At 61.3% G+C, this 20,447-nt stretch carries 20 protein-coding genes and 2 pseudogenes; 6 read left to right on the forward strand and 16 right to left on the reverse strand.

The window, feature by feature from the left end:
* Positions 1-24: 24 nt before the first annotated feature.
* Positions 25-1,104 (reverse strand): hypothetical protein, encoded by a 1,080-nt coding sequence (locus G6N82_RS07415; protein WP_165195202.1) that lies wholly within the window; start codon positions 1,102-1,104, stop codon positions 25-27.
* A 175-nt stretch (positions 1,105-1,279) separates the two neighbouring features.
* Between G6N82_RS07415 and G6N82_RS07420 the strand changes: the two genes are divergently transcribed.
* Positions 1,280-2,356: a helix-turn-helix transcriptional regulator gene (locus G6N82_RS07420; RefSeq protein WP_165195204.1), complete on the forward strand. Its 1,077-nt coding sequence runs from the start codon at positions 1,280-1,282 to the stop codon at positions 2,354-2,356.
* Between the two features lie 77 nt (positions 2,357-2,433).
* Here G6N82_RS07420 and G6N82_RS07425 read toward each other — a convergent pair.
* The 5 genes and pseudogenes from G6N82_RS07425 to argB all read right to left on the reverse strand — a co-directional run bounded on the left by G6N82_RS07425 (position 2,434) and on the right by argB (position 6,021).
* Positions 2,434-3,058, reverse strand: a pseudogene (locus G6N82_RS07425) (MarC family protein).
* 3 nt (positions 3,059-3,061) lie between these two features.
* Positions 3,062-3,838: a hypothetical protein gene (locus G6N82_RS07430; RefSeq protein WP_165195206.1), complete on the reverse strand. Its 777-nt coding sequence runs from the start codon at positions 3,836-3,838 to the stop codon at positions 3,062-3,064.
* A pseudogene (gene folD, locus G6N82_RS07435) lies at positions 3,835-4,729 on the reverse strand (bifunctional methylenetetrahydrofolate dehydrogenase/methenyltetrahydrofolate cyclohydrolase FolD). The gene G6N82_RS07430 and the pseudogene folD overlap by 4 nt, the downstream one beginning before the upstream one ends.
* A gap of 4 nt (positions 4,730-4,733) precedes the next feature.
* On the reverse strand, positions 4,734-5,027 hold the full coding sequence (locus tag G6N82_RS07440) for a YggT family protein (protein ID WP_165195208.1): 294 nt from the start codon (positions 5,025-5,027) through the stop codon (positions 4,734-4,736).
* A gap of 97 nt (positions 5,028-5,124) precedes the next feature.
* The gene (gene argB, locus G6N82_RS07445; protein WP_165195210.1) at positions 5,125-6,021 is read right to left on the reverse strand and encodes an acetylglutamate kinase; all 897 of its coding nucleotides are present in this window, start codon (positions 6,019-6,021) and stop codon (positions 5,125-5,127) included.
* Between the two features lie 112 nt (positions 6,022-6,133).
* Between argB and G6N82_RS07450 the strand changes: the two genes are divergently transcribed.
* On the forward strand, positions 6,134-6,673 hold the full coding sequence (locus tag G6N82_RS07450; protein WP_165195212.1) for a hypothetical protein: 540 nt from the start codon (positions 6,134-6,136) through the stop codon (positions 6,671-6,673).
* Positions 6,674-6,694: 21 nt separating this feature from the next.
* Here G6N82_RS07450 and G6N82_RS07455 read toward each other — a convergent pair whose 3' ends face one another.
* Positions 6,695-6,952: a DUF465 domain-containing protein gene (locus G6N82_RS07455; protein ID WP_165195214.1), complete on the reverse strand. Its 258-nt coding sequence runs from the start codon at positions 6,950-6,952 to the stop codon at positions 6,695-6,697.
* A 359-nt stretch (positions 6,953-7,311) separates the two neighbouring features.
* Here G6N82_RS07455 and G6N82_RS07460 point away from each other — a divergent pair, with 359 nt between their 5' ends.
* Positions 7,312-7,722: a hypothetical protein gene (locus G6N82_RS07460; RefSeq protein WP_165195216.1), complete on the forward strand. Its 411-nt coding sequence runs from the start codon at positions 7,312-7,314 to the stop codon at positions 7,720-7,722.
* A gap of 638 nt (positions 7,723-8,360) precedes the next feature.
* On the opposite strand, the gene G6N82_RS07465 is transcribed toward G6N82_RS07460, so the two are convergent.
* Positions 8,361-9,389 carry a hypothetical protein gene (locus G6N82_RS07465; RefSeq protein WP_165195218.1) on the reverse strand — a complete coding sequence of 343 codons (1,029 nt, stop codon included), beginning with the start codon at positions 9,387-9,389 and terminating at the stop codon, positions 8,361-8,363.
* Positions 9,390-10,457: a ribonucleotide-diphosphate reductase subunit beta gene (locus tag G6N82_RS07470; protein WP_165195220.1), complete on the reverse strand. Its 1,068-nt coding sequence runs from the start codon at positions 10,455-10,457 to the stop codon at positions 9,390-9,392.
* A gap of 237 nt (positions 10,458-10,694) precedes the next feature.
* Here G6N82_RS07470 and G6N82_RS07475 point away from each other — a divergent pair, with 237 nt between their 5' ends.
* On the forward strand, positions 10,695-11,813 hold the full coding sequence (locus G6N82_RS07475; protein WP_165195222.1) for a GNAT family N-acetyltransferase: 1,119 nt from the start codon (positions 10,695-10,697) through the stop codon (positions 11,811-11,813).
* Here G6N82_RS07475 and G6N82_RS07480 read toward each other — a convergent pair.
* The 3 genes from G6N82_RS07480 to G6N82_RS07490 are packed head-to-tail and all read right to left on the reverse strand — an operon-like array spanning position 11,810 to position 14,078.
* Positions 11,810-12,400, reverse strand: a complete 591-nt coding sequence (locus G6N82_RS07480; protein WP_206520132.1) for a class I SAM-dependent methyltransferase — start codon at positions 12,398-12,400, stop codon at positions 11,810-11,812. The two genes, G6N82_RS07475 and G6N82_RS07480, sit on opposite strands and share 4 nt — an antisense overlap.
* Complete coding sequence (locus tag G6N82_RS07485) at positions 12,397-13,068, reverse strand: polysaccharide deacetylase family protein (protein ID WP_165195226.1); 672 nt, start codon at positions 13,066-13,068, stop codon at positions 12,397-12,399. Before G6N82_RS07485 ends, G6N82_RS07480 begins: the two co-directional genes overlap by 4 nt.
* The gene (locus tag G6N82_RS07490; protein WP_165195228.1) at positions 13,068-14,078 is read right to left on the reverse strand and encodes a glycosyltransferase family 2 protein; all 1,011 of its coding nucleotides are present in this window, start codon (positions 14,076-14,078) and stop codon (positions 13,068-13,070) included. Before G6N82_RS07490 ends, G6N82_RS07485 begins: the two co-directional genes overlap by 1 nt.
* Before the next feature lie 213 nt (positions 14,079-14,291).
* Between G6N82_RS07490 and G6N82_RS07495 the strand changes: the two genes are divergently transcribed.
* Positions 14,292-15,560 carry a GGDEF domain-containing protein gene (locus tag G6N82_RS07495; RefSeq protein WP_165195230.1) on the forward strand — a complete coding sequence of 423 codons (1,269 nt, stop codon included), beginning with the start codon at positions 14,292-14,294 and terminating at the stop codon, positions 15,558-15,560.
* A gap of 10 nt (positions 15,561-15,570) precedes the next feature.
* Here the strand turns inward: G6N82_RS07495 and G6N82_RS07500 are convergent, their stop codons facing one another.
* Both G6N82_RS07500 and G6N82_RS07505 read right to left on the reverse strand, forming a co-directional pair.
* Positions 15,571-15,861, reverse strand: coding sequence for a hypothetical protein (locus tag G6N82_RS07500; RefSeq protein WP_165195232.1), 291 nt, complete (start codon positions 15,859-15,861; stop codon positions 15,571-15,573).
* Positions 15,858-16,070 carry a hypothetical protein gene (locus tag G6N82_RS07505; protein WP_165195234.1) on the reverse strand — a complete coding sequence of 71 codons (213 nt, stop codon included), beginning with the start codon at positions 16,068-16,070 and terminating at the stop codon, positions 15,858-15,860. The genes G6N82_RS07500 and G6N82_RS07505 overlap by 4 nt, the downstream gene beginning before the upstream one ends.
* A gap of 177 nt (positions 16,071-16,247) precedes the next feature.
* Between G6N82_RS07505 and G6N82_RS07510 the strand changes: the two genes are divergently transcribed.
* Positions 16,248-16,490 (forward strand): DUF2171 domain-containing protein, encoded by a 243-nt coding sequence (locus G6N82_RS07510; RefSeq protein ID WP_165195236.1) that lies wholly within the window; start codon positions 16,248-16,250, stop codon positions 16,488-16,490.
* A gap of 644 nt (positions 16,491-17,134) precedes the next feature.
* Here the strand turns inward: G6N82_RS07510 and G6N82_RS07515 are convergent.
* Positions 17,135-19,210 carry a ribonucleoside-diphosphate reductase subunit alpha gene (locus tag G6N82_RS07515; RefSeq protein ID WP_165198049.1) on the reverse strand — a complete coding sequence of 692 codons (2,076 nt, stop codon included), beginning with the start codon at positions 19,208-19,210 and terminating at the stop codon, positions 17,135-17,137.
* Between the two features lie 592 nt (positions 19,211-19,802).
* The gene (locus G6N82_RS07520; RefSeq protein WP_165195238.1) at positions 19,803-20,312 is read right to left on the reverse strand and encodes an energy transducer TonB; all 510 of its coding nucleotides are present in this window, start codon (positions 20,310-20,312) and stop codon (positions 19,803-19,805) included.
* Positions 20,313-20,447: the final 135 nt, after the last annotated feature.

Here is a 20,447-nt window from a genome sequence, read left to right on the forward strand (position 1 = left end):
CGCCTTGCCGCGAAATATCGGCATTCAGATCGGAGAGGCAGGGGCACGATTGTCCGACTGTGGGTGGGAAGCGGACGTTCGAAGTGTGCAGTCAGCAAGGGTTTCTTGGCATCCAGTCTGATACCGAATGCACCCCCGTCCATCGAGGAAGGGGCTTGCGCTTCCCCCGACATCGGTAATCGTAAGGTTAGCGCCAGTAGCACCTTCATCCTTGTGAACGAGCATTGTTCCGGAGCAATCGAAACTCAGAATATCGCCTCTAGCAATCCAGTTTTCATGAACTGGGTTTCCTGAGAGATCATATATTCTGATGTAGTCGCTGCTGTCCGCACCCTTGTGCGCCACAGCGAATTTGGCTGTGCCAGAGGCATAAATGCCCGTTACGTCGAAGTAGGGACTTGTGAAGTGTTCTCCATAATTGAGAACAGGAGTTATATCGCCATTGGAAAGATCGAAGCGATAAATATGCTCGGGATATTCGACACCCACGGCTCCACCGCTGAAATAGACTACATTTCCCTCACCGGAACGCGGGCTCCAGTGAACATCCATCACGCTAAAGTTGGAGAGTACAAGCGATAGGTTTGATGTCGTAAGATCATAGATCCAAAGTCGACGGGAAGCGTTCGAAGCGAGATTGTTTGGCTCACTTGATGACTCAGAGAATGCCAGGCGGTCGCCGCTCGGAGAAAAATCCATCCAAGCAATTCGGCCGGCGCCGGCGCCACGACTTTGGCGTGCTGAGATGAGCGTCTTTGCCCCTATCGCCACGGGAGAAGTTGTCCACGACGTCAGGTACAAGTCCCCGTATTCAGCGTAAGCGATAAGCGCATCTTGCTCATCGGAAGCGGTAAACCCATCAAGCTGTGCACTTGGTGCCGAATGGACTGTCACATAAGATTGCCCGTCGATACCGGTTAGGCGGAGATCCTGTGATTTCCTTCCATTGTATTGATAGAGAATTTCTGGTGCGAACTCGGTGGAATCGCCTTTACCGCCCTTGCCGCCGCCATTGCCGCTTTCCTTATTCGGTGGTGCGGCGATGGTCGTCGTGGATACGGCTGCGCAAAGCAGCAATGCGGTGAATGTGCGGCGCAATGTCATGTTCGGCCCCTCCGGCGATAAAGTGAGCTAGGCAGGCTAAGATCAGCTAACTTGCCATTTCTGTCATCATCTGTTCTGATGATGCGGGCCAAAATAAGTTGAGGTATTTCGCCTTTGTAAGGTTGAGTCTCCAATTGAGAATAGGGTCGCGGTTGTTTGCAACAGGGGCAACGCGATGGAAATTATTGGCAAGATCTACGAGGCGCTCGATGATGACGAGGCGTTTGAAACGCTCCCTTCCATTGTTGCTGAAGCTGTTGGATCTCGTTCCTGTACCTTTCAGCTTTTTTCGAAAGACTCCGTTCTCGAAGGGATGTGGCACCACTACTTCCAAGTGGAGATGGACCAATTCTATCGTGAAAATGGCCTACATGTTCACGACTTGTGGGCGAAGACCATGCTACAAGCGGGTGTCGGCAGGGCAAACTTGCACTCGGAATTTTTAGACACTGCCGAATTCTGTAAGTCGTTTTTTTATAATGAGTTCATACGCCGGTTCGGAGATGACTCAGCACATTGTCTCGGCTTCGGTTCAGAGACACCTGACGGCGGTCTGGTAGTTATGGGATTGCATCGCGCTAGATCCGATCAGGATTTTACAGAAGAAGAGCGCTCAAAGCTGGAGTTCCTTCGCCCCCATATTACCCGTGTAGCTATTCTTCGTAAAAGACTTGCTGAAGCAGCGGGCAACGCTGTTGGAGCCCTTGCTGCAGTCGATTGCCTGGAAGATGCATATCTAATGCTTGCGCCCGATCGGCGCATTTCCTTTGCAAACGCAGCTGCTGAAGCACTTTTGCGAGAGCAAAAGCTGATGAGGGCATCCGATGGAAAGCTCTATGTTTGCCGAACCCAAGACGACGATAGACTTTCACGAGCATTAGACGATGCCAACCTTAATGAGCTGTCGGGCAAATTATCGTTTCTTGCACGAGACTCGAATAGCGCCGTTTGGCGCTTTACGCTGGCGCCAAAGGCGTTCGATGGCGAGACCATGGTTCTCTTGTGGATCGACCGATGCCAGCCAGCCCTTGCTGCGCCTGAGGCCATGAAACAGATTTACGGGCTTACACCAGCCGAGCTTCCGATTCTGATGGCGGTGAGCCAGGGTCATTCAGCCGGCGAAATTTCCGACCAACATGGGATTTCGATTGCGACCGTGCGCTCGCACATCCAGCACATCTACCAAAAGACTGGGGTCAACAAGGCAACCCAGTTGGCACAGTTGGTCGCGAGTCTGCCTAGGGTCAGATGAATGCACTCGGTTGGGAACAAGCGGCCGCTGCAATGTCAGCAATTGGGTCGCCAGCAGTCGGTCCGCTTCAGGCCCTGCTAAATCCCGAAACTGCCCTTCAGCCCGTCGATCACATATTGCGCGGCGAGTGCCGCCAGCAGCACGCCCAGCAGGCGCGTGATAACCGCTTCGACCCGGTCGCCCAGCAGGCGGATCAGCGGCCCCGCAGCCACCAGCGATGCGGCGGTGATCACCAGCACCGCGCCCAGTGCACCCAGCACCACCAGCGATCTCTTCAAGTCCCTCGGCCTCGTTCATGAGCAGCATGATCGCCGCGATCGCGCCCGGCCCGGCCAGCATCGGCATGGCCATGGGGAAGACCGAGACGTCCTCTATCTCCGGGCTGGCAGCGATTTTCTCCGCACGCTCCTCGCGCCGCTGGGTGCGCTTTTCGAACACCATGTCGAACGCGATGAAAAACAGCATCAGCCCGCCGGCGATACGGAAGCTGTTGAGCTCGATATGCAGCGCGGACAGCAAGTCTTCGCCGAACAGCGCGAAAATCAGCAGGATGATAGTGGCGATGAAGCTCGCCCGCAGCGCCATGTTGCGCGCCTGCTGGCGGCTGGCGCCCTTGGTCAGCCCGGCATAGATCGGCGCGCAGCCGGGCGGGTCGATCACCACGAACAGGGTGATGAAGGCAGAGACGAACAACTCGGTCATGCTTCAGTTCGCGCTGCCAGCCACGGGGCGCGCAGACATGTCTTCATCGACGACGTTCTGCCATTTGCCGAGATAGAAATAGTCGACCACCACGCGCCGTTTGCCGCCCTCGCGGTGCTCCCAGCGCCAGCGCAGCGTGCCGTCGTCGGACACCTTGCCGCCATGGGTGAAATCATCGGCGAGCGAGAAGGCCGGCGGCGCGGGGATGGTGGTGCCGCCGCGCGGGCAATCGGCGATGCCTGCCTTCACCGCGTCGATCGAGGTCACGACAATGTCGCCGTCCTCGATTGGCTTGGGCGGGGGCGGCTGCGGATCATCGGGCGTGCCAACATCATAGACCCATTTGTATTCGTTGTCTGACTGGCGTTCCCACACCGTGATGAAATTGCCGACGATGCCGTCGGGATCGCGAAAGCGGCCCTGGCTGACAGCGAGCGCGCCATTGCAGCTCATCCACACTGCGCGCGGTTCCCACTGCACCGGCTTTGCCGGGTTGCTTTGCGCGGCGAGCCATGGCTCCGCCACGATCGGCCCGTCGCGCCCGTGCATCACCGCGCCCGGCGCGGCGAAGGCACGGAAGGCGGTCCATTGCCCGTCCTCGCGGGCGGCGCGGGCAAAGGCGATTTCCCGCGCGACGATCTTGCCCGGCTGGGCCTCGCCCGGCGCACCGGCCAGCGCGCGATTGATGATCTGGTCGGGGATGCGCGGGCGCGGGTTCGAAGCGCAGGCCGCGAGGCTGGCAAGAGCAACACAGGCGATCAGCTTCTTCGCGGCGCTCATAATCCCTCCGGCACCGCAAGCGCTGCATTGCGATAGGCGGCGACGAGCGTGTTGCGCAGCAGCACCGCGATCGTCATCGGACCGACACCGCCGGGCACCGGCGTGATCGCGCCGGCGACAGCGCTTGCCTCGCCAAAGGCAACGTCGCCCACGAGGCGGCCTTTCTCCGCGCCGGGTTCGGGCGACAAGCGATTGATTCCTGACATCGATCACGGTCGCGCCCGGCTTGAGCCAGTCGGCCTTGACCATCTCTGGCCGTCCGACGGCGGCGACGACGATATCCGCGCGGCGCACCACGGCGGGCAGGTCTTTCGTCCGGCTATGCGCGATGGTGACGGTGGCATTGGCATCGAGCAGCAGCTGCGCCATCGGCTTGCCGACGATGTTGGAGCGCCCGATGACAACGGCCTCGAGGCCTGAAAGGTCGCCGTGCAGATCCTTCAGCAGCATGATGCAGCCCAGTGGTGTGCAGGGCACGAAGCCGCTCTGGCCCACGCTCAGCCGCCCGGCGTTGATCACATGGAACCCGTCGACATCCTTGTCCGGGCTGATGGCGGAGATGATCGCCTGCTCGTTGAGATGCTTGGGCAGCGGCAATTGCACCAGTATACCGTCGACCGCGGGATCATTATTCAGTTGTTCGACTAGCGCCAGCAACTCTGCCTCGCCGGTGTCGGCCGGCAGGCGGTGCTCGAAGCTCGCCATATTGGCGGCGAGTGTCGCCTTGCCCTTGCTGCCGACATAGACCTGGCTGGCCGGGTCTTCGCCCACCAGCACCACCGCCAGGCCCGCCTTGCGGCCCGAGGCATCTTCAAACTTCGCGGCAAGGTCGCCCACCCGTTCGCGCAGGCGCGCGGCAAAAGCCTTGCCGTCGATCAGCGCCGCACCCATCGGCTCAGGCCGCCCGGATGACGCTGCTCAGCACGATCAGCACGATCTGCAGCACGATGATCAGCACCAGTGGCGAGAAATCGATCGCGCCCGTTTGCGGCATCAGATTGCGGATCGGCCGCAGCACCGGCTCGAGCAGGCGATTGATCGAATTGTAAAAGGCCATCAGGAAGTCGTTCGAGGTATTGACGACGTTGAAGGCGAACAGCAGTCCGATCACGAACTGCACGATGATCAGCATCACCAGCACATTGGTGAGCAGCGAGATGATTTCGTAGATCGCGTAAAGAGCCTGCATGGTACCCATTTTCCGTATTGTGCGTCCCGTATGCGTGTTACATCAGTAATACGCTTGAGGCCAGCCCTGCGGTTGAAGCCTTGCGCTAGCGTAACTGTCAGGCCCGCACCAGCGTTCCCGCGCCGCGCGCTGTGAAGAATTCGAGCAGCATCGCATGCGGCACCCGTCCATCGAGCACCACTGCCGCCTCGCAGCCGGATTCCACCGCCTTCACGCAGGTTTCGAGCTTGGGGATCATCCCGCCCGAAATCGTGCCGTCTTCACGCAGCCGGGCGATATCCGCCGGGGTGAGGTCCGTCATCAGCTGCCCCTGCTTGTCGAGCACGCCAGTGACATCGGTCAGCAGGAACAGCCGCGCCGCGCCCAGCGCCGCCGCGATCGCGCCAGCCATGGTATCGGCATTGATGTTGTAGGTATGCCCGTCCGCGCCCGCGCCGATCGGGGCGATAATCGGGATCATGCCCGCAGCCACTGCCGTATCGATGATCGCGGTGTCGACCGTCTCCGGCTCGCCCACGAAACCCAGGTCCACCGCCTGTTCGATATTGCTGTCCGGATCGCGCGTGGTGCGGCTGACCTTGCGCGCTGTCACCAGCCCGCCGTCCTTGCCCGAAATGCCGATTGCCTTGCCGCCCGCGCCGGCGATCCAGCCGACCAGCTGCTTGTTGATCGCGCCCGACAGCACCATTTCCGCGACTTCCGCAGTCGCCTTGTCGGTCACGCGCAGCCCGTCGACAAAGGTGCTTTCGACGCCCAGCTTCTTCAGCATCTCGCCGATCTGCGGCCCGCCGCCATGCACCACCACCGGGTTGATGCCGACCGCCTTCAGCAGGACGATATCCTCCGCGAAGTCGCGCGCCGCCTCCGGGTCGCCCATGGCATGGCCGCCATATTTCACCACGAAGGTGCGCCCGGCATAGCGCTGGAAATAGGGCAGCGCCTCAATCAGCACTTCAGCCTTTGCCAGCATGTTCGGATCGCTGCTTGCGCTCATCCGGGGTCACTCCGTTGCGTTCTTTCGGCGCGCTTAGCGGCTTGGCGGGGAACTGGCAATTTCGCAGAGCTTGGCCAAGACTTTTCCGCCGCCGCCGTGTTAAGCCCAGCGCATGCCCAAACGCCGCCGCCGCAACCGCAGTCCGCGCCGCTCCCGCTGGATCAGCTGGTGGGTGCTGTGGCGCATCCCCGTGCTGCTGACCGTGCTGATGCTGGCCTGGTGGTTCCTCTATCGCCCGATCGCCGCGAACATGGGGGAATGGAGCCGGGTGAGCCAGCGCTTCGACATTTGCGGCACCCGCGGGCGCGGATTTGCCTGCGTCAGTGACGGCGACACGGTGACGCTGGGCTATGGCTCCGAAGCCCGCCGCATCCGGCTGACCGGGTTCGACGCGCCGGAGATCGAAGGCGCCTGCCCCGCCGAAAGCGCCGCCGCCCTGCGTGCACAGGCGGAGCTGCGCGCCTGGCTCAACCGCGGCACGTTCGAATGGGACGGCGGGGCCGACCCGCCGCGCGACCGCTATGGCCGCGAACTGCGCGCCGTGCGCCGCACCGCGCCCGATGGCAGCCGGCAGACGCTTGCCGACCACATGATAGCCGCCGACCTTGCCGAGGGGCCCGGCCCGTGGGAGCGGCAGGACTGGTGCGACTGACGCGCGACTGGCGCCGCCGGTTCAACCCGCGCTTTGCTTCGCCTTGTTGAGCAGCGCGGTAATCTCGTCGAGCATCGCCAGCCGCTGCTTCTTCAGCTCCTCGGCATGGGCGTCGCTCAGCGCTTCGATTTCGGCTTCGTTGCGGTGGAGCGTGCGGTTGATCTCGTGATAGCGCTCGGCCAGGTTGGCAAAGTGCCGGTCATCCACCTTCATGCGGGTGAGCAGGTCGCGATCGCGCCTGAAGATTTCAGTCAGTTCGTTGGGTGTATGCTGGGACATTAGGGTGCCTCTTTCATCGGTGGTGATGCGGAGACTATGGCGCAGAGTCGCCGGGCGCACCTTGAGCGAGGTCAAATTTCACCCCATCGAATCCAACCCGATGGAACACATGGAACACGGTCTAAAGGCAAAAAGCGCCCTTCTGTGACTCTGGCTGCGAAAAGTGTGACTTTAGGCCGCAAAGTGTGACTGTGCGGCGCGAAAGCGTGACCTTGTGGCGCGCGGAGTGTTACCTTCAGGCGGGCAATGTGTGACCTTGCGGCGGGACGAGCGGATGCGGGCATGGCCGCGAACCTAGCCCGGGCGGGGGCAAGTAGGAAAATGGCATCGAGCGCAGGGGTGCGCTAAAGCCCGTGCGCATGAACGCTGCCCAGAAAGATATCGTCAGGGCCGGAGCGGCCTATTGGGCGCTGATCTTCGCGCTGGGGTTTGTGCTGGGCACAGTGCGAACGCTGTGGAGTGCAGCGGCGCTGGGCGAGACCGCTTTCATCCTGATCGAAGTGCCGGTGATGCTGGCGGCAAGCTGGCTGGCGGCGCGCTGGCTGGTGGCGCGGTTCGGGATTGCGAGCCGCGGCGCGGCAATGGGCATGGGCGCGCTCGCCTTTGCGCTGCTGATGGTGGCCGAGATGGCGCTGACCGCTGCGCTGGGCGGGAACGTGGCGCGCTGGATCGCGGGTCTGTTCGCGCCGCCCGGGCTGTACGGGTTTCTGGGCCAGATCGCGTTCGGGCTAATGCCGTGGATCGTTGTGCGGCCTGAGCAGCGCCATTGATGGCGCGTGGCGATGGGCGGGTGTTAGTATCCTGTTCGTCATTCCCGCGAACGCGGGAATCCAGAGCAAAGAAGAAGCTGGACCCCGGATCAAGTCCGGGGTGACGAATTGGTTCACGCTAAGGCGCTAAGTCGCAAAGGGCTTGGCGGCACGCGCCCAATCAATCTTCGTGCCTTTGCGCCTTTGCGTGAGGAATTAAGCGCGCTGTCACCGGAACTCGGTGTTAGTCCCCCGTTCGTCATTCCCGCGAACGCGGGAATCCAGAGCAAAGAAGAAGCTGGACCCCGGATCAAGTCCGGGGTGACGAATTGGTTCACGCGAAGGCGCCAAGTCGCGAAGGGCTTAGCGGCGCGCACCCAACCAATCTTCGTGCCTTTGCGCCTTTGCGTGAGGAATTAAATGCACTGTCACCGGAACTCGGTGTTAGTCTCCTGTTCGTCATTCCCGCGAACGCGGGAATCCAGAGCAAAGAAGAAGCTGGACCCCGGATCAAGTCCGGGGTGACGAATTGGTTCACGCTAAGGCGCTAAGTCGCAAAGGGCTTGGCGGCACGCGCCCAATCAATCTTCGTGCCTTTGCGCCTTTGCGTGAGGAATTCAGTGCACTGTCACCGGAATTCGGAATTCTCGAGTGAAATATCAACTTAGCCACTGGAATAGGAAGGAAGCGGCAACAGCTGAGGAAACAGAGATTGTCCAAGACAAAAGACTCGGCCAAATCTGGCCCACTAGCCGCGGGCGATCATGCTGTGCGTCCAACTGGAAATTGGGCACCAAGCGGTCCGCAATCTTGTTTGCTCCGACGATCAATCCAACAACGCCCAAAATAAAGTAGGCTCTCTCAGGGAGCGCCAAATCGGGCATGGCGACCAATGCGGCCAACAGAATTAGCGCATTGAAGTTAAGTTTGTGCTTTCCAATGGCTGTTGATAGGTTTTGCTGGCGACGTCTTAGTGACGATGCTGTAGCTTCTACCTCACCCAACACCCATGCTTCATCTGGCCCTTGAGCCGTAATACGATTGAAGCTTTGCCCCAAATCGATGGTCAAAGACCGGGTCAATCCGCTACCCGTAGGAGTGTTGACGGAGAATTTGATCCAATCAAGCTTTTCAAGTTGGCTAATGTGATCTTCGAATTGATCGTCGAAACGGGCAAGTTCCGCTCCTCGATCAATGTGTGTAACCACAATCCTAGAGCCGGAAAATTTGCGCCTGAGATTCGCCAAAATTTCAACCAGGTCGGTCCGATAAAGACGTAAGGCACCCAAGTCTCGATTTGAGGTATATAACTGCTCCGGTCCGCTGGCCATCGCTGCAACAGCCGATCCGAGATGCGGGAAGAGATTAAAAGTTCCACCCGTTCCGATTGAGGAACTCCAATCGCCTTGGAGCTCGCCTCTCGATCCAAATGATGCTTTTGCTTCGATTGTTCCTTGTTCAAACCCCTCAATCTGATCTTTTGGCGATCCGGCGATCAAAATCTGATGGCCTGAAATAGTGACTTCTACGAGATACTCGGAAACGCCAAAGTTATCATCAGATATGCGAAGTAGCGCCCGCCGAGCAGTAGCATCTTCCTCGATGCTGTCCAAAGCAAGATGTAGACGGCCCGTGTTAGTGCCGAAAAGGTGCCCCACCCAATGTGGGGCTAGTGCCTTAAGCTCCATCTACTCCGCCGCCTGCACGCCCTCCGCACCAGCATCGCCGAACAGGCCCGGGCCGTCGTCTTCCAGCGCGCCGGCTTCGTTCGCGGCTTTCGCCTTCTGGCGCTTGTCGAAGCTCGCCCACACGTCGTTCCAGTTGCCGCGGGTCGCCGCCTTCGAATATTCGGTCGCGCGGGTTTCGAAGAAGTTGGCGTGCTCCACCCCGTTGAGCAGCGGGGCAAGCCAGGGCAGCGGGTGATCGTCGATCATGTAGATCGGCTGCAGGCCCAGCTGGCCGAGGCGCCAGTCGGCGATATAGCGGATATACTTCTTGATTTCCTTCGCGGTCATGCCGGAAACCGGCCCCATCTCGAAGGCGAGATCGATGAAATTGTCTTCCAGCCGCACCGACTTCTGGCAGATGTCGATGATGTCTTCCTTCACCGCCTTGGTGTAGCAATCGCGCTCGCGCACGAATTCGTGGAACAGCCGCACGATCCCCTCGCAGTGCAGGCTTTCATCGCGGACCGACCAGCTGACGATCTGGCCCATGCCCTTCATCTTGTTGAAGCGCGGGAAGTTCATCAGCATGGCGAAGCTGGCGAACAGCTGCATCCCTTCGGTGAAGCCGCCGAAGGCCGCCAGCGTGCGGGCGATATCTTCGTCCGTGTCGACGCCGAAGATCTGCAGGTAATCGTGCTTGTCCTTCATTTCCTCATATTCGAGGAAGGCGGAATATTCGCTTTCGGGCATGCCGATCGTGTCGAGCAGGTGCGAATAGGCCGCGATGTGGACCGTTTCCATATTGCTGAACGCGGTCAGCATCATCTTGATCTCGGTCGGCTTGAACACGCGGCCGTATTTGTCGTGATAGCAATCCTGCACTTCCACGTCCGCCTGGGTGAAGAAGCGGAAGATTTGCGTCAGCAGATTGCGCTCATGCTCGGTGATTTTCTGGGCCCAGTCGCGGCAATCCTCGCCCAGAGGAACCTCCTCGGGCATCCAGTGGATCTGCTGCTGGCGTTTCCAGAACTCGTAAGCCCACGGATATTCAAAGGGCTTGTAGGTCTTACGAGCTTCGAGCAACGACATCTGGTGTTCTCCGTGAATCAGTCCGAACTTCCAATATAGGGAATCATGCGCCCGAAACGAAGGCAAGAAGGGTGTTTCGGCTGGGGATAGAACGTGCTTTTTTTGAGTCGAGCGGTGGGCGCTTGCGCGGCGTGCAACCGGGGTGTTGCAGGCGGCGCAAGCGGGGCCCTTGCCTAATTTGCGGGCGCGGGCCAATGGTCGCGCTTTCCACCGGCAGCAAAGGCATGCACTGAGGCCGTGATCGAGATCGACCAAGCCAGGGCGGAAGATTGGCCGGCGATCGCGCGCTTCGTCGCGCGCTGCCATGGTGCGGAGGCGCCGTTCAAGGGCGAGGCGCGCTGGCGCTGGCAGTTGGAAGAGGCGCCGGGTGCGATCGCCGATGCCGCCCGCCCGCCAAGCTGGATCGCGCGCGCTGGCGATGGCGAGGTGGTGGGCCAGATCTCGCTCCAGCCGGGACGGGTGTGGCTCGATGGCGAGCCGGTCGAGATCGGCTGGATCGTCGATGTGATGGTCGATCCGCTCCATCGCGGCAACGGGCTGGGCCACCGCCTTTACCGCGCTATCCTCGATGCCGGCCATATCACCGTGACGCTGACCATGGCCCCGGCCACGCGCAGGATCGCGCAGCGAGCGGGTTGCGTCGAGCTACCCCCGGTGGCGCAGCTGCTGCGGGTGCAGCGGCTTTCAGGCACCACGCTGCGCCGCTGGGCGCGCCATTCGGCCGCGCAGGGCGGGCGCGGGCGCTGGATCGCCCCACCCCTGATCGCGCCGGTCGCCGCGCTTGCGGCGGGCGCGGCAACATTGGCGGCCCGGGTGGTGCAGGGCAACAGCCCCGATTGCACCGAAGCGCGTGAGGTACGGGAAATCGAGCGCGCCGACCCGGAGGATGTTGAGCGGCTGGGACGGCGGTTGCAGCATGCGGGCCTGGCACATGGCGAACGTTCGGCCAAATTCTGGCGCTGGCGGTTCGAGCAGGCGCCCGACCTTGCTTATTGTGTAGCGCGCTATCCGTCTGACGGTGCGGCACGCGCGCTTATAGCCTGGCGCAAGCCATTGCCCGAAGAATTGCCGGTAGGAACAATCGCGGCGGTGTTGGCCGACCCGGCAGACGGCGACGCACAGCGCATCGTGCTGGCGCATGCGCTGGCTGCGATGGAGCGGCTTGAAGCGGTAGTAGCGGGCGCGGCGCCGGGCGCGCAGTTCGACAACTATCGTGCTGCCGGCTTCCTGCCGGTCAAGTGGCACCGCCCGACCGTTTCCGCGCATGATGTGCGTTTGCTGGCTCGCTTCGCGCGCGCGCGCGAATGGCACCTGGACAAGGCCGATCACGATTGGGACCAGGTGCATCCACGCTAGCGCAGCGTGACGCCCGGCGCTCGCCAGACCCGGCAGTGCCAGAGCAATTTACCCGCCGTAATCGGCTCGAGCGCCTCCCAGCCGGGCCCGTCGAGCAAGCCTGCCAGCGGCGCAAACACAGTCACCAGCAGCTGGTCGCTGGCCGATTGCAGCTGAGAGAGGAGCAATGCCGGATCTGCGGCGTAATACAGCACTTCGCAGGCGATCACGAGATCGAACCGCTCGCCAGGCAGCAGCAGGGCGAGCTGCTCGCCAGGTCCGGCGAGGAATCGCGCACCGGGCAAGCGTTCGCGAGCGCGAGCAATGGCGCGGGGGCTGACATCGAGCCCGGTCAGCTCATGGCAGATCTCGCGCAAGTGCAGCGACTGCATGCCCTCGCCGCAGCCAAGCTCCAGCAAGCGGTTGGCCCGGCCATACCTCGCCTTAATGATCCGGTTTGTGACCATGAACCGGCGTTGTTCCAAACTGCCGTCGAGCTGCCAGGGATCCCGCATCCGATAGAGCGTATCGAGCCGGCCATAACGTCCGCTAAACTGCAATCCGCGCAACCAGAAGCGGCTCCAGAGGCGTTGCCATAGGCCGATCATGCAATATGCCTGCGATGGAGCGTACCGAGCGTCTGGCGCAGGCGCTGCACCGGCGACCAGCGCCCCGCCAGCAGCGCTTCAAGTTCGGCCTGGGCCATGTCGCTACGCAGGCTGGTCCGGTTCCAGATCGGAGCAGCAGGATCGCTCAGCGCGCCGCCGTCACTCGTGTGGATGCGCGTAAAACCGCATTGCCGCAGCCAGCCCAGTACACGGCGATCATAAGCGCCGAAAGGGATCGCAACCTCTTCCACCGGCGTGCCAACCGCAGAGGCGATCTCGGCGCGTGCGGCAATTGTCTCGTCGATCAACTGCGCCCTACTACAGCTCCGCCAGTCAATGTGACTGCGGCCATGCAGCCCCACAGTCATGCCAAGCTCGCGCAATTCGGCCAGGTCGTTCCGGCGCAGATAATGCAGTTGATCGAGGCGCCCTGCCAGCACGAAGAACCGCGCCGCAATGCCAAGTTCCGCAAGCCGCCGTGCAGCCACGAGGTCGGAAGCATTGCCATCATCGAAGGTCCATTCGTAACGACCAATCTCGCCGCTCGCGGCGATACGCGACAGCAGTGCATCGAAAGCTTCGAACGACAACCAATAAGGACGCTCATCCGCCTCCACCCCGTCATGCGGTTCTCCCAGCCCATGGAGGTTGAGCACGACCCTGCGCATCACCCGTCTGCCCCGAACGCCAGCCGCCGTGCTTCGGATGCGATCAGCTGGCGGACCGCATGGGGAGGGGTGAACTGCAGCACGCCAGCGAGCGTCGCATGTGCCTGTGCCAGATCACCAACCGCCGCCAGCCGCACAGGATGCGCGAGCCCGCTCGCCAGTGCCAGCGGCTGCGCCAGCGGGTTCCAGCGCCGGACAAAGCGGATGCGGTTGCGGAAGCTGAAATAGGCCGCAAGCGGTGAAGATCGGCGTTCGATCGTGCCGGTGCCGATCGCGCTGCCGCCGACATGCCGCACTACCGCGCCAGGCACATAACGCAGCGGCAGACTGCCGCGGCGCAGCGCCCAGTCGACCTCTTCATAGAACAGGAAATACTCCTCTGGCAGCAGGCCGCAGGTCTCGACAAAGCGGCGCGAAGCGACGCAATTGGCGCCGGTGAAATAATCGAGGGTGGCAGCATCCGGCGGCGGCGCCAGCGCCGCATCTGCACGGGCGTTGACCGAGACGCAGCGCCCGGTCAGCCGCGAAACGCGCCCGCCATCAGACTGGATCGTGCCGGGGCGCCCGGCAAAGACCGTGCGCCCGCCCATCAAAGCGAAATTACCATCGGCACCGGCGCGGGCATAGGCAAGCGCGGCCCCGGGGTTCACCTCGCAATCGGGGTTGAGCAGCCAGAACAGGGCAATCCCGGGGTCGGCGAGCAGCACCCGCAAGGCCATGTTGGTGCCGCGCGCGAAACCGCCGTTCACCGGCGCGCGGAGCAGCGTAAGCCATGCGGTGGTCATGCCCTCTGTCCCTTCGGCAAACTCGCCGTCGCCCAGGTGCTCCGCCGCCCAGGCACGGATCGCTTCGCAGGTCATGTCGGGACTGCAATTGTCCACCACCACCACTTTCAAGCGGACCCCCTGCGAGGCCCGCAGGCTGGCAAGGCAGCGTCCGATAAAACCGGCCGCGCAATAGGTCGTGATGGCAACGCCGATCGCTGGCTGGCTGGGTGTCATTGCCGGCATACTAGCCTGCACACCGGCTGAATCCACTGCCCGGTGCACAGTTTTGCACGCGGTTCGGACCTCATCCGAGGCTGGTGATTCGCGCCACTTATCGTCCTGTTAACCTTTATCTCCGTTTCAGCACCCCATGTTAACCATTGTAATGCGCAGAAATGCTGGAAAAACGCAGGCTTAGGAGATGCTTAACGGGATTGCGGCTAACTTCTGCAGGCTATGTCACGCGAACCCGCCTCGCACAGTTTCGCCTTGCGCGAAGAGCTCGACGCCGCCCTTGCGCGCCGCATCGGCTATCATGCGTGGTCGGCCGATCTGAAGCAGGCGCTCGCCCATCACCAGCGCCGCGATGAAGCCGTGCTGCTGCGGTTCCAGCTGCTGATCGGGCTGGGCATCAGCGCCATGTCGCTGTTCTGGGATATTGTGGCAGTGCCGCAAAAAGTGGATCTCGCGGTCGGCTGGCGATTGCTCACGATTGTGCCGCTGACACTGATCGGGCTGTTCGTCCTGCGGGCGCAAGACGCAGCCAAGATCAAGCTTGTCATTTCGCTGTCCCTCATTTCCATGGGGATGCTGGCGATGCACCTGGCCAGCTTCGGCTCGACAGAGATCATGGCGCGCTATTCCATGGCGACCAGTTTCATCCTCGCCCTGGCCTGCCTGGCCTTGCCGTTCACGCCGCAGGAACTGGCGCGGTTCGCCTTGTGGTACGGGCTTGCGACCGTATTCGCGGCACTCTGGCCGCATGCCATGCCGGCCAGCGAGTTGTCGCTCTATGTCGTATTCACGGCGCTTCTGGGCGTTCCCGCCTGGGCAATCGCGCGGCGCCACTGGAACCTGCGCGCCCGCGCCTTCCTGCTGGACCTGCGCGATGACTTCAACCGTGAAGAGCTGGAAAAGAACAACGAGCTGCTGCGGCAATTGTCCGAACAGGATCCGCTCACCGGCATGCCCAATCGTCGCCAGTTCGAACGGGTCGTGACCGAGCGGATGGAGGCCTTGCCGGCCAAGCGGGCCGCATCGCACAATATTGCCGTGATGATGATCGATCTGGATCACTTCAAGGCCTTCAACGACCGGCACGGCCACCAGGCTGGCGATCGCTGCCTGATGCTGGCAGCCGCGCAATTGCAGGCCGTCTTCCCTCACGACTACGGCGTGCTGGCGCGCTATGGCGGCGAGGAATTCATTGCCGCCATGCGCGAACGGCGCCCGGGCCAGGCTGCCGCGCTGGCAGAGGAAATGCGCAAGGCGATCGCCGAAATGCTGGTGCCGGTACGCGACGAGGCGCAACCGCTGATCACGACCAGCATCGGGCTGGCACTCGCCCCGGCAGATTCCAATCTCGACCTCGAAGACCTGATCGAAATGGCCGATGTCGCGCTTTACAGCGCGAAGCGCGCGGGCCGCAACCGGCTCGAAATCGTGATCGCTGACGGCGCGTCAGAACAAGGCAGGGCAAGAACGGGCGAACGCCGCCGGGCGTGATCGCTACCCGTCAGCCGGAGCGCTTCTTCGAGCTGAACCAACTGCCCCCGCCCAGCACGGTGATCCCCAGGAAGAAGCCGAAATCATACCAGCCGCCGGTGTTGGGCACGGCATAGACCGCGATATCGGGATCGAACAGCGATCCGATGAATGACCACGGAAAGATGAAGCCGTGCCACAGACCCCACCAGAAGCCGGGCGAGCCCGCCTCTTTGGCGACCCCGGCATCGATCTGCGACGCACAGGCTGACAGCAGGACAACCAGCGCCGCAGCAGTGGCGATGCGCAGGGGCCGGGTCATGCCGCCACTCCCAGATTGCCGGGGATCAGCACCAGGATGATGAACCACACGAGCGGGATGAACAATACGCCCAGCCAGATGTGGAGCCGCCCCAGCACTGCCCCGCGATTTCCGCCCGCGCCGCGCGCCAGCCGCCAGCCATTGGCCGATACCGCCAGCGCCAGCAGTGTGCCGATTATGCCGATCAGAGTGGGGTTGAGTGCATCCATCACCGCCGATCCTATTCATCGGCCGTCGCGGACACAAGAGAGCCACGACTCTTCGCCCGATCCGTGCCGCGTCGCAGCCAGACCCCACGAGGCGTTGCCGAGACGGGACGAAGCGAGGATCGAACGCGCCACCCACCCGTTAGTCTAGTGTAAGCAATTACAAAGAAAGGATATTTTATGTTTGAGAAGCTACGCATCAAGGAACATATGGAAGTTGCCGACGCCGAAGGTCGCCATGTTGGCACCGTTGACGGCGTGAAGGATGAAACCATCAAGCTGACCAAATCGGACAGTATGGACGGCAAGCATCACGTGCTGTCGCTCAATGATGTCGACCGGATCGATGACAACCGCGTCTATCTGAAGGAAGACGCAAAGATCCCGATCGGTCTGGGCAACAAGGCGTCGCTCGCGATCTGACCGACGTCCGACGTATAGCGGGCCGCCACTGACGGCCTGACGCAGAAACCCCGGCTTTCGCCAGTTCCCATGGGATAAAGCGAAACCGGGGTTTTGGTTAGATAATGGAACTTATTTGGCAAATTTTACCAAGGAGAATTTACTGCAATCGGTGGGACGTTTGGAAACGCCTCTCCGACCAAAGGCCGCCAAGTATCCGCCAGATATCTTTCGACGCCATCTCGATATACTTGGTCCACCGAAGCCCAAGTCACGTATAGTGATTTCGAAGCATAAGCTTGGATCGCTGCATCAGATCTATGAGCTTGCAACCGATCGGCAACCAGTCCTTGCCCGACACGTACGACTTCGCTCGGATTTCCTCCATGCCAGATTACATAGACACCAGCAGTGGCGATTTGGCTGAGGTTGACCCTATTTAGTGAGCACCAACTGCCGCCCACGCATTTCATCCACGTCAAATTCATTGTGCAATCTCTCATCTAACGTGAGGGATTGACTGAACCACACTGTTCACACATTGTGGCTTTGCAACGACAGCCATCCCTCGGGTTGGTAGGTCAGAGGCCCGGTCCAGCTCCAACTGGTCCGGGCCTCAGCTTTTTCCGGCTATGTCTTCCGGAAACTCGATTAACTTCCCTTTCTCACTGGCAGGCGAGGCATTCCTCGTAATCGGTCTGGTCGCCCGCGCTCAGCTCAATCTTGGGCGCATCGGCGGTGTTGTCCGCTTCCACCCCGCCAGCGAAACCGGCGCGCTGCACCGACTTCGAGCGCAGGTAATAGAGCGACTTGATGCCCTTCTCCCACGCCTGGAAGTGCAGCATCATCAGGTCCCACTTGTCGACATCGGCCGGGATGAACAGGTTCAGGCTCTGCGCCTGGTCGATATAGGGCGCACGGTCGGCGGCAAATTCGAGCAGCCAGCGCTGGTCGATCTCGAAGCTGGTCTTGAACACGGCCTTTTCCTCCGCGCTCAGGAAATCCAGGTGCTGGACCGAGCCGCCCTTCTCCAGGATCGAGTTCCACACCTGGGTTGAATCCTTGCTCTTTTCGCGCAGGAGTTTTTCCAGATACGGGTTCTTGACGATGAAGCTGCCCGACAGCGTCTTGTGGGTGTAGATATTGGCCGGGATCGGCTCGATGCAGGCGCTGGTGCCGCCGCAGATGATGCTGATCGACGCGGTCGGCGCGATCGCCATCTTGCAGCTGAAGCGTTCCATCACGCCCATCTCTTCCGCATCGGGGCAGGCGCCGCGTTCCTGCGCCAGCAGCATCGAGGCTTCCGAGGCCTTGGCCTGGATGTGCTTGAACATCTTCAGGTTCCACACCTTGGCCATCGGGCTTTCAAAGCCGATCTGCTTCATCTGCAGGAAGGAGTGGAAACCCATGACGCCAAGGCCGACCGAACGCTCGCGGCTGGCGGAATATTTCGCGCGGGCCATTTCGTCAGGCGCGCGGTCGATATAATCCTGCAGCACATTGTCGAGGAAGCGCATCACATCCTCGATGAAGCGCTTGTCACCTGCCCACTCTTCCCACTTCTCAAGGTTGAGCGAGGAGAGGCAGCACACTGCGGTGCGATCATTGCCGAGATGGTCAACGCCGGTCGGCAGGGTGATTTCCGAGCACAGGTTCGAAGTCGAAACCTTGAGCCCCAGGTCGCGGTGATGCTTGGGCATCATCCGGTTCACCGTGTCGGAGAAGACGATATAGGGCTCGCCCGTGGCCAGCCGGGTTTCGACCAGCTTCTGGAACAGGCTGCGCGCATCGACCTTGCCGCGCACGCTGCCGTCGCGCGGGCTCGTGAGCTCGAACTCGCTGCCATTGCGCACCGCTTCCATGAATGCATCGGTCACCAGCACGCCGTGATGCAGGTTCAGCGCCTTGCGGTTGAAATCCCCCGACGGCTTGCGGATCTCGAGGAACTCCTCGATCTCAGGGTGCGAAATGTCGATGTAGCAGGCGGCCGAGCCGCGCCGCAGCGAGCCTTGGCTGATCGCCAGCGTGAGCGAATCCATCACGCGCACGAAGGGGATGATGCCGCTGGTCTTGCCGTTGAGGCCAACCGGCTCGCCGATCCCGCGGACATTGCCCCAATAGGTGCCGATCCCGCCGCCCTTCGATGCGAGCCAGACGTTCTCGTTCCAGGTGCCGACGATCCCGTCCAGGCTGTCCGAAACCGAGTTCAGATAGCAGCTGATCGGCAGGCCGCGATTGGTGCCGCCGTTCGACAGCACCGGCGTTGCCGGCATGAACCAAAGGTTCGAGATATAATCATAGAGGCGCTGGGCATGCTCCTGATCGTCGGCATAGGCATCGGCCACGCGCGCGAACAGGTCCTGGTAGTTTTCACCCGGCAGCAGATAGCGGTCGGTCAGCGTTTCCTTGCCGAATTCGGTCAGGTTCGCGTCGCGCGCCTCGTCAGTGACGATCGTGAAGCGGCGGTCATTGACCTTCTTGCTGTCATCCTTGGGAGCGGCGGCAGCCTGCGCCGCCTGACTCAGGGCTTCGGCCATGGCTTCGCCAGCCTTTGCCGCGACCAGTGCATCCGAACCCTTGTCTTCTGCTTCCATTGCCATTGCCTTGGCCTTGCCTTTGTTGCCGCCCTTGTTGCCGGTTGGCGTTTCCTTCGCCGCTGTCGGCCTGGTTTCCGTTTCGACGCTTGCGTCCACGCCTTGATCCAAACCCATTGCCGCCTCGTCGCCAGTCCTGAAATCCATCATTTGCCCCGCTTTGGTTCGCCCGTTTTACCCTCATCGCGGCGCACGCCCCTGATGGGCGATGTTCCGCTTGTGTTCGAATCGGCGGGATCACTCCCACCTAGCAATTTCGCAGGCCCAGCGGGGAATTACTTTTCCCCTGTTTGCCCACAGTCAGGCGCGGATTTCCCGGGAAAAAACCGACTCATTACCTCATTCGCAGATATGGGATCTGCGACGGGAATGACTAGGTCTAGTAGGTGCCCCCGCGCCTGGAACCACTAGATACTGAATCACAGCGGACTCGCGCGCAAGAGGGTAAATGTCGATTTACCGTAACGGACGGGGCTGGCGGCAGGGTGTATTAGGTTACTGCAACGCAGCGACGCGCGGGAAATCCTTGGGTCGCGGCATGCGCAAGCCCAAAAATGAATCTGCGAAAAAATTTTTGCGGGCAAAAAGGCGGGATGCGGCTTGTGAATCAATCGAATCGAGCCGCGCAATTTTCGAGATCCGTTTCGGCCACCCTTGCCGGGAACGCACTTTGGCGCTGACGCGCACCCACCCGCAGATTGGGCCGCATCAACGCCAAAGCATTCCGCCTTCCGGGGGTTCAGGAAGGGGAATTCGCGGCGATGGTCAAAGCCAGCACCGGCGCGCTCTGCGAATGGGCCGCTTCTGCAATGCGCGCTGCTTCGCGTTGCGCCAGCTGGCGCTTCAACTTGCCCAACTGACCTTCGCTTTGGGCCACGATGATGTTCGCCTGGATCACCTGATCGTCCGGGTATCCCGCTGGCAGTGCACCGATCGAGTCGAGCCGGGCCACTGCGGTTAGCGCGGCCCGGTCGACAATGCGGTCACCCGACCTGTGATAAAGAGTGACATTTTCGGCCTGGCCCTGTTCGTCGACCTGGAAACGGACCTGGGCAAGCCCGCCACGGAAATAGTGGGCGGGCAGTGCGATCCGTCCAAGTTCCTGATCAAGTTCTTGGGATACTTCAGCCACGAAGCTTTCGGTGCTGCTGGCACCCGGCTTCACAGTGATGTCTTGCGAGACAAGCGGGGCGGGAAAGAGTGCTCCGGCAAGGGCCAGGGCAACGCCACTAACGAATGTTCTGTTCATGGGATCATCCTTTCGTTCGAAAAAGATGATCGGCCGCAGAGAGTACCGCACATAGTGCGACCACCTAGGTTCCGCGATTACGGTCATTGGTCGATCGGAGCGCCGAATGCCTGCGGGCACACGCGTCGTCCTGAG

The organism is Altererythrobacter sp. BO-6 (assembly GCF_011047315.1).
GTDB lineage: Bacteria > Pseudomonadota > Alphaproteobacteria > Sphingomonadales > Sphingomonadaceae > Erythrobacter.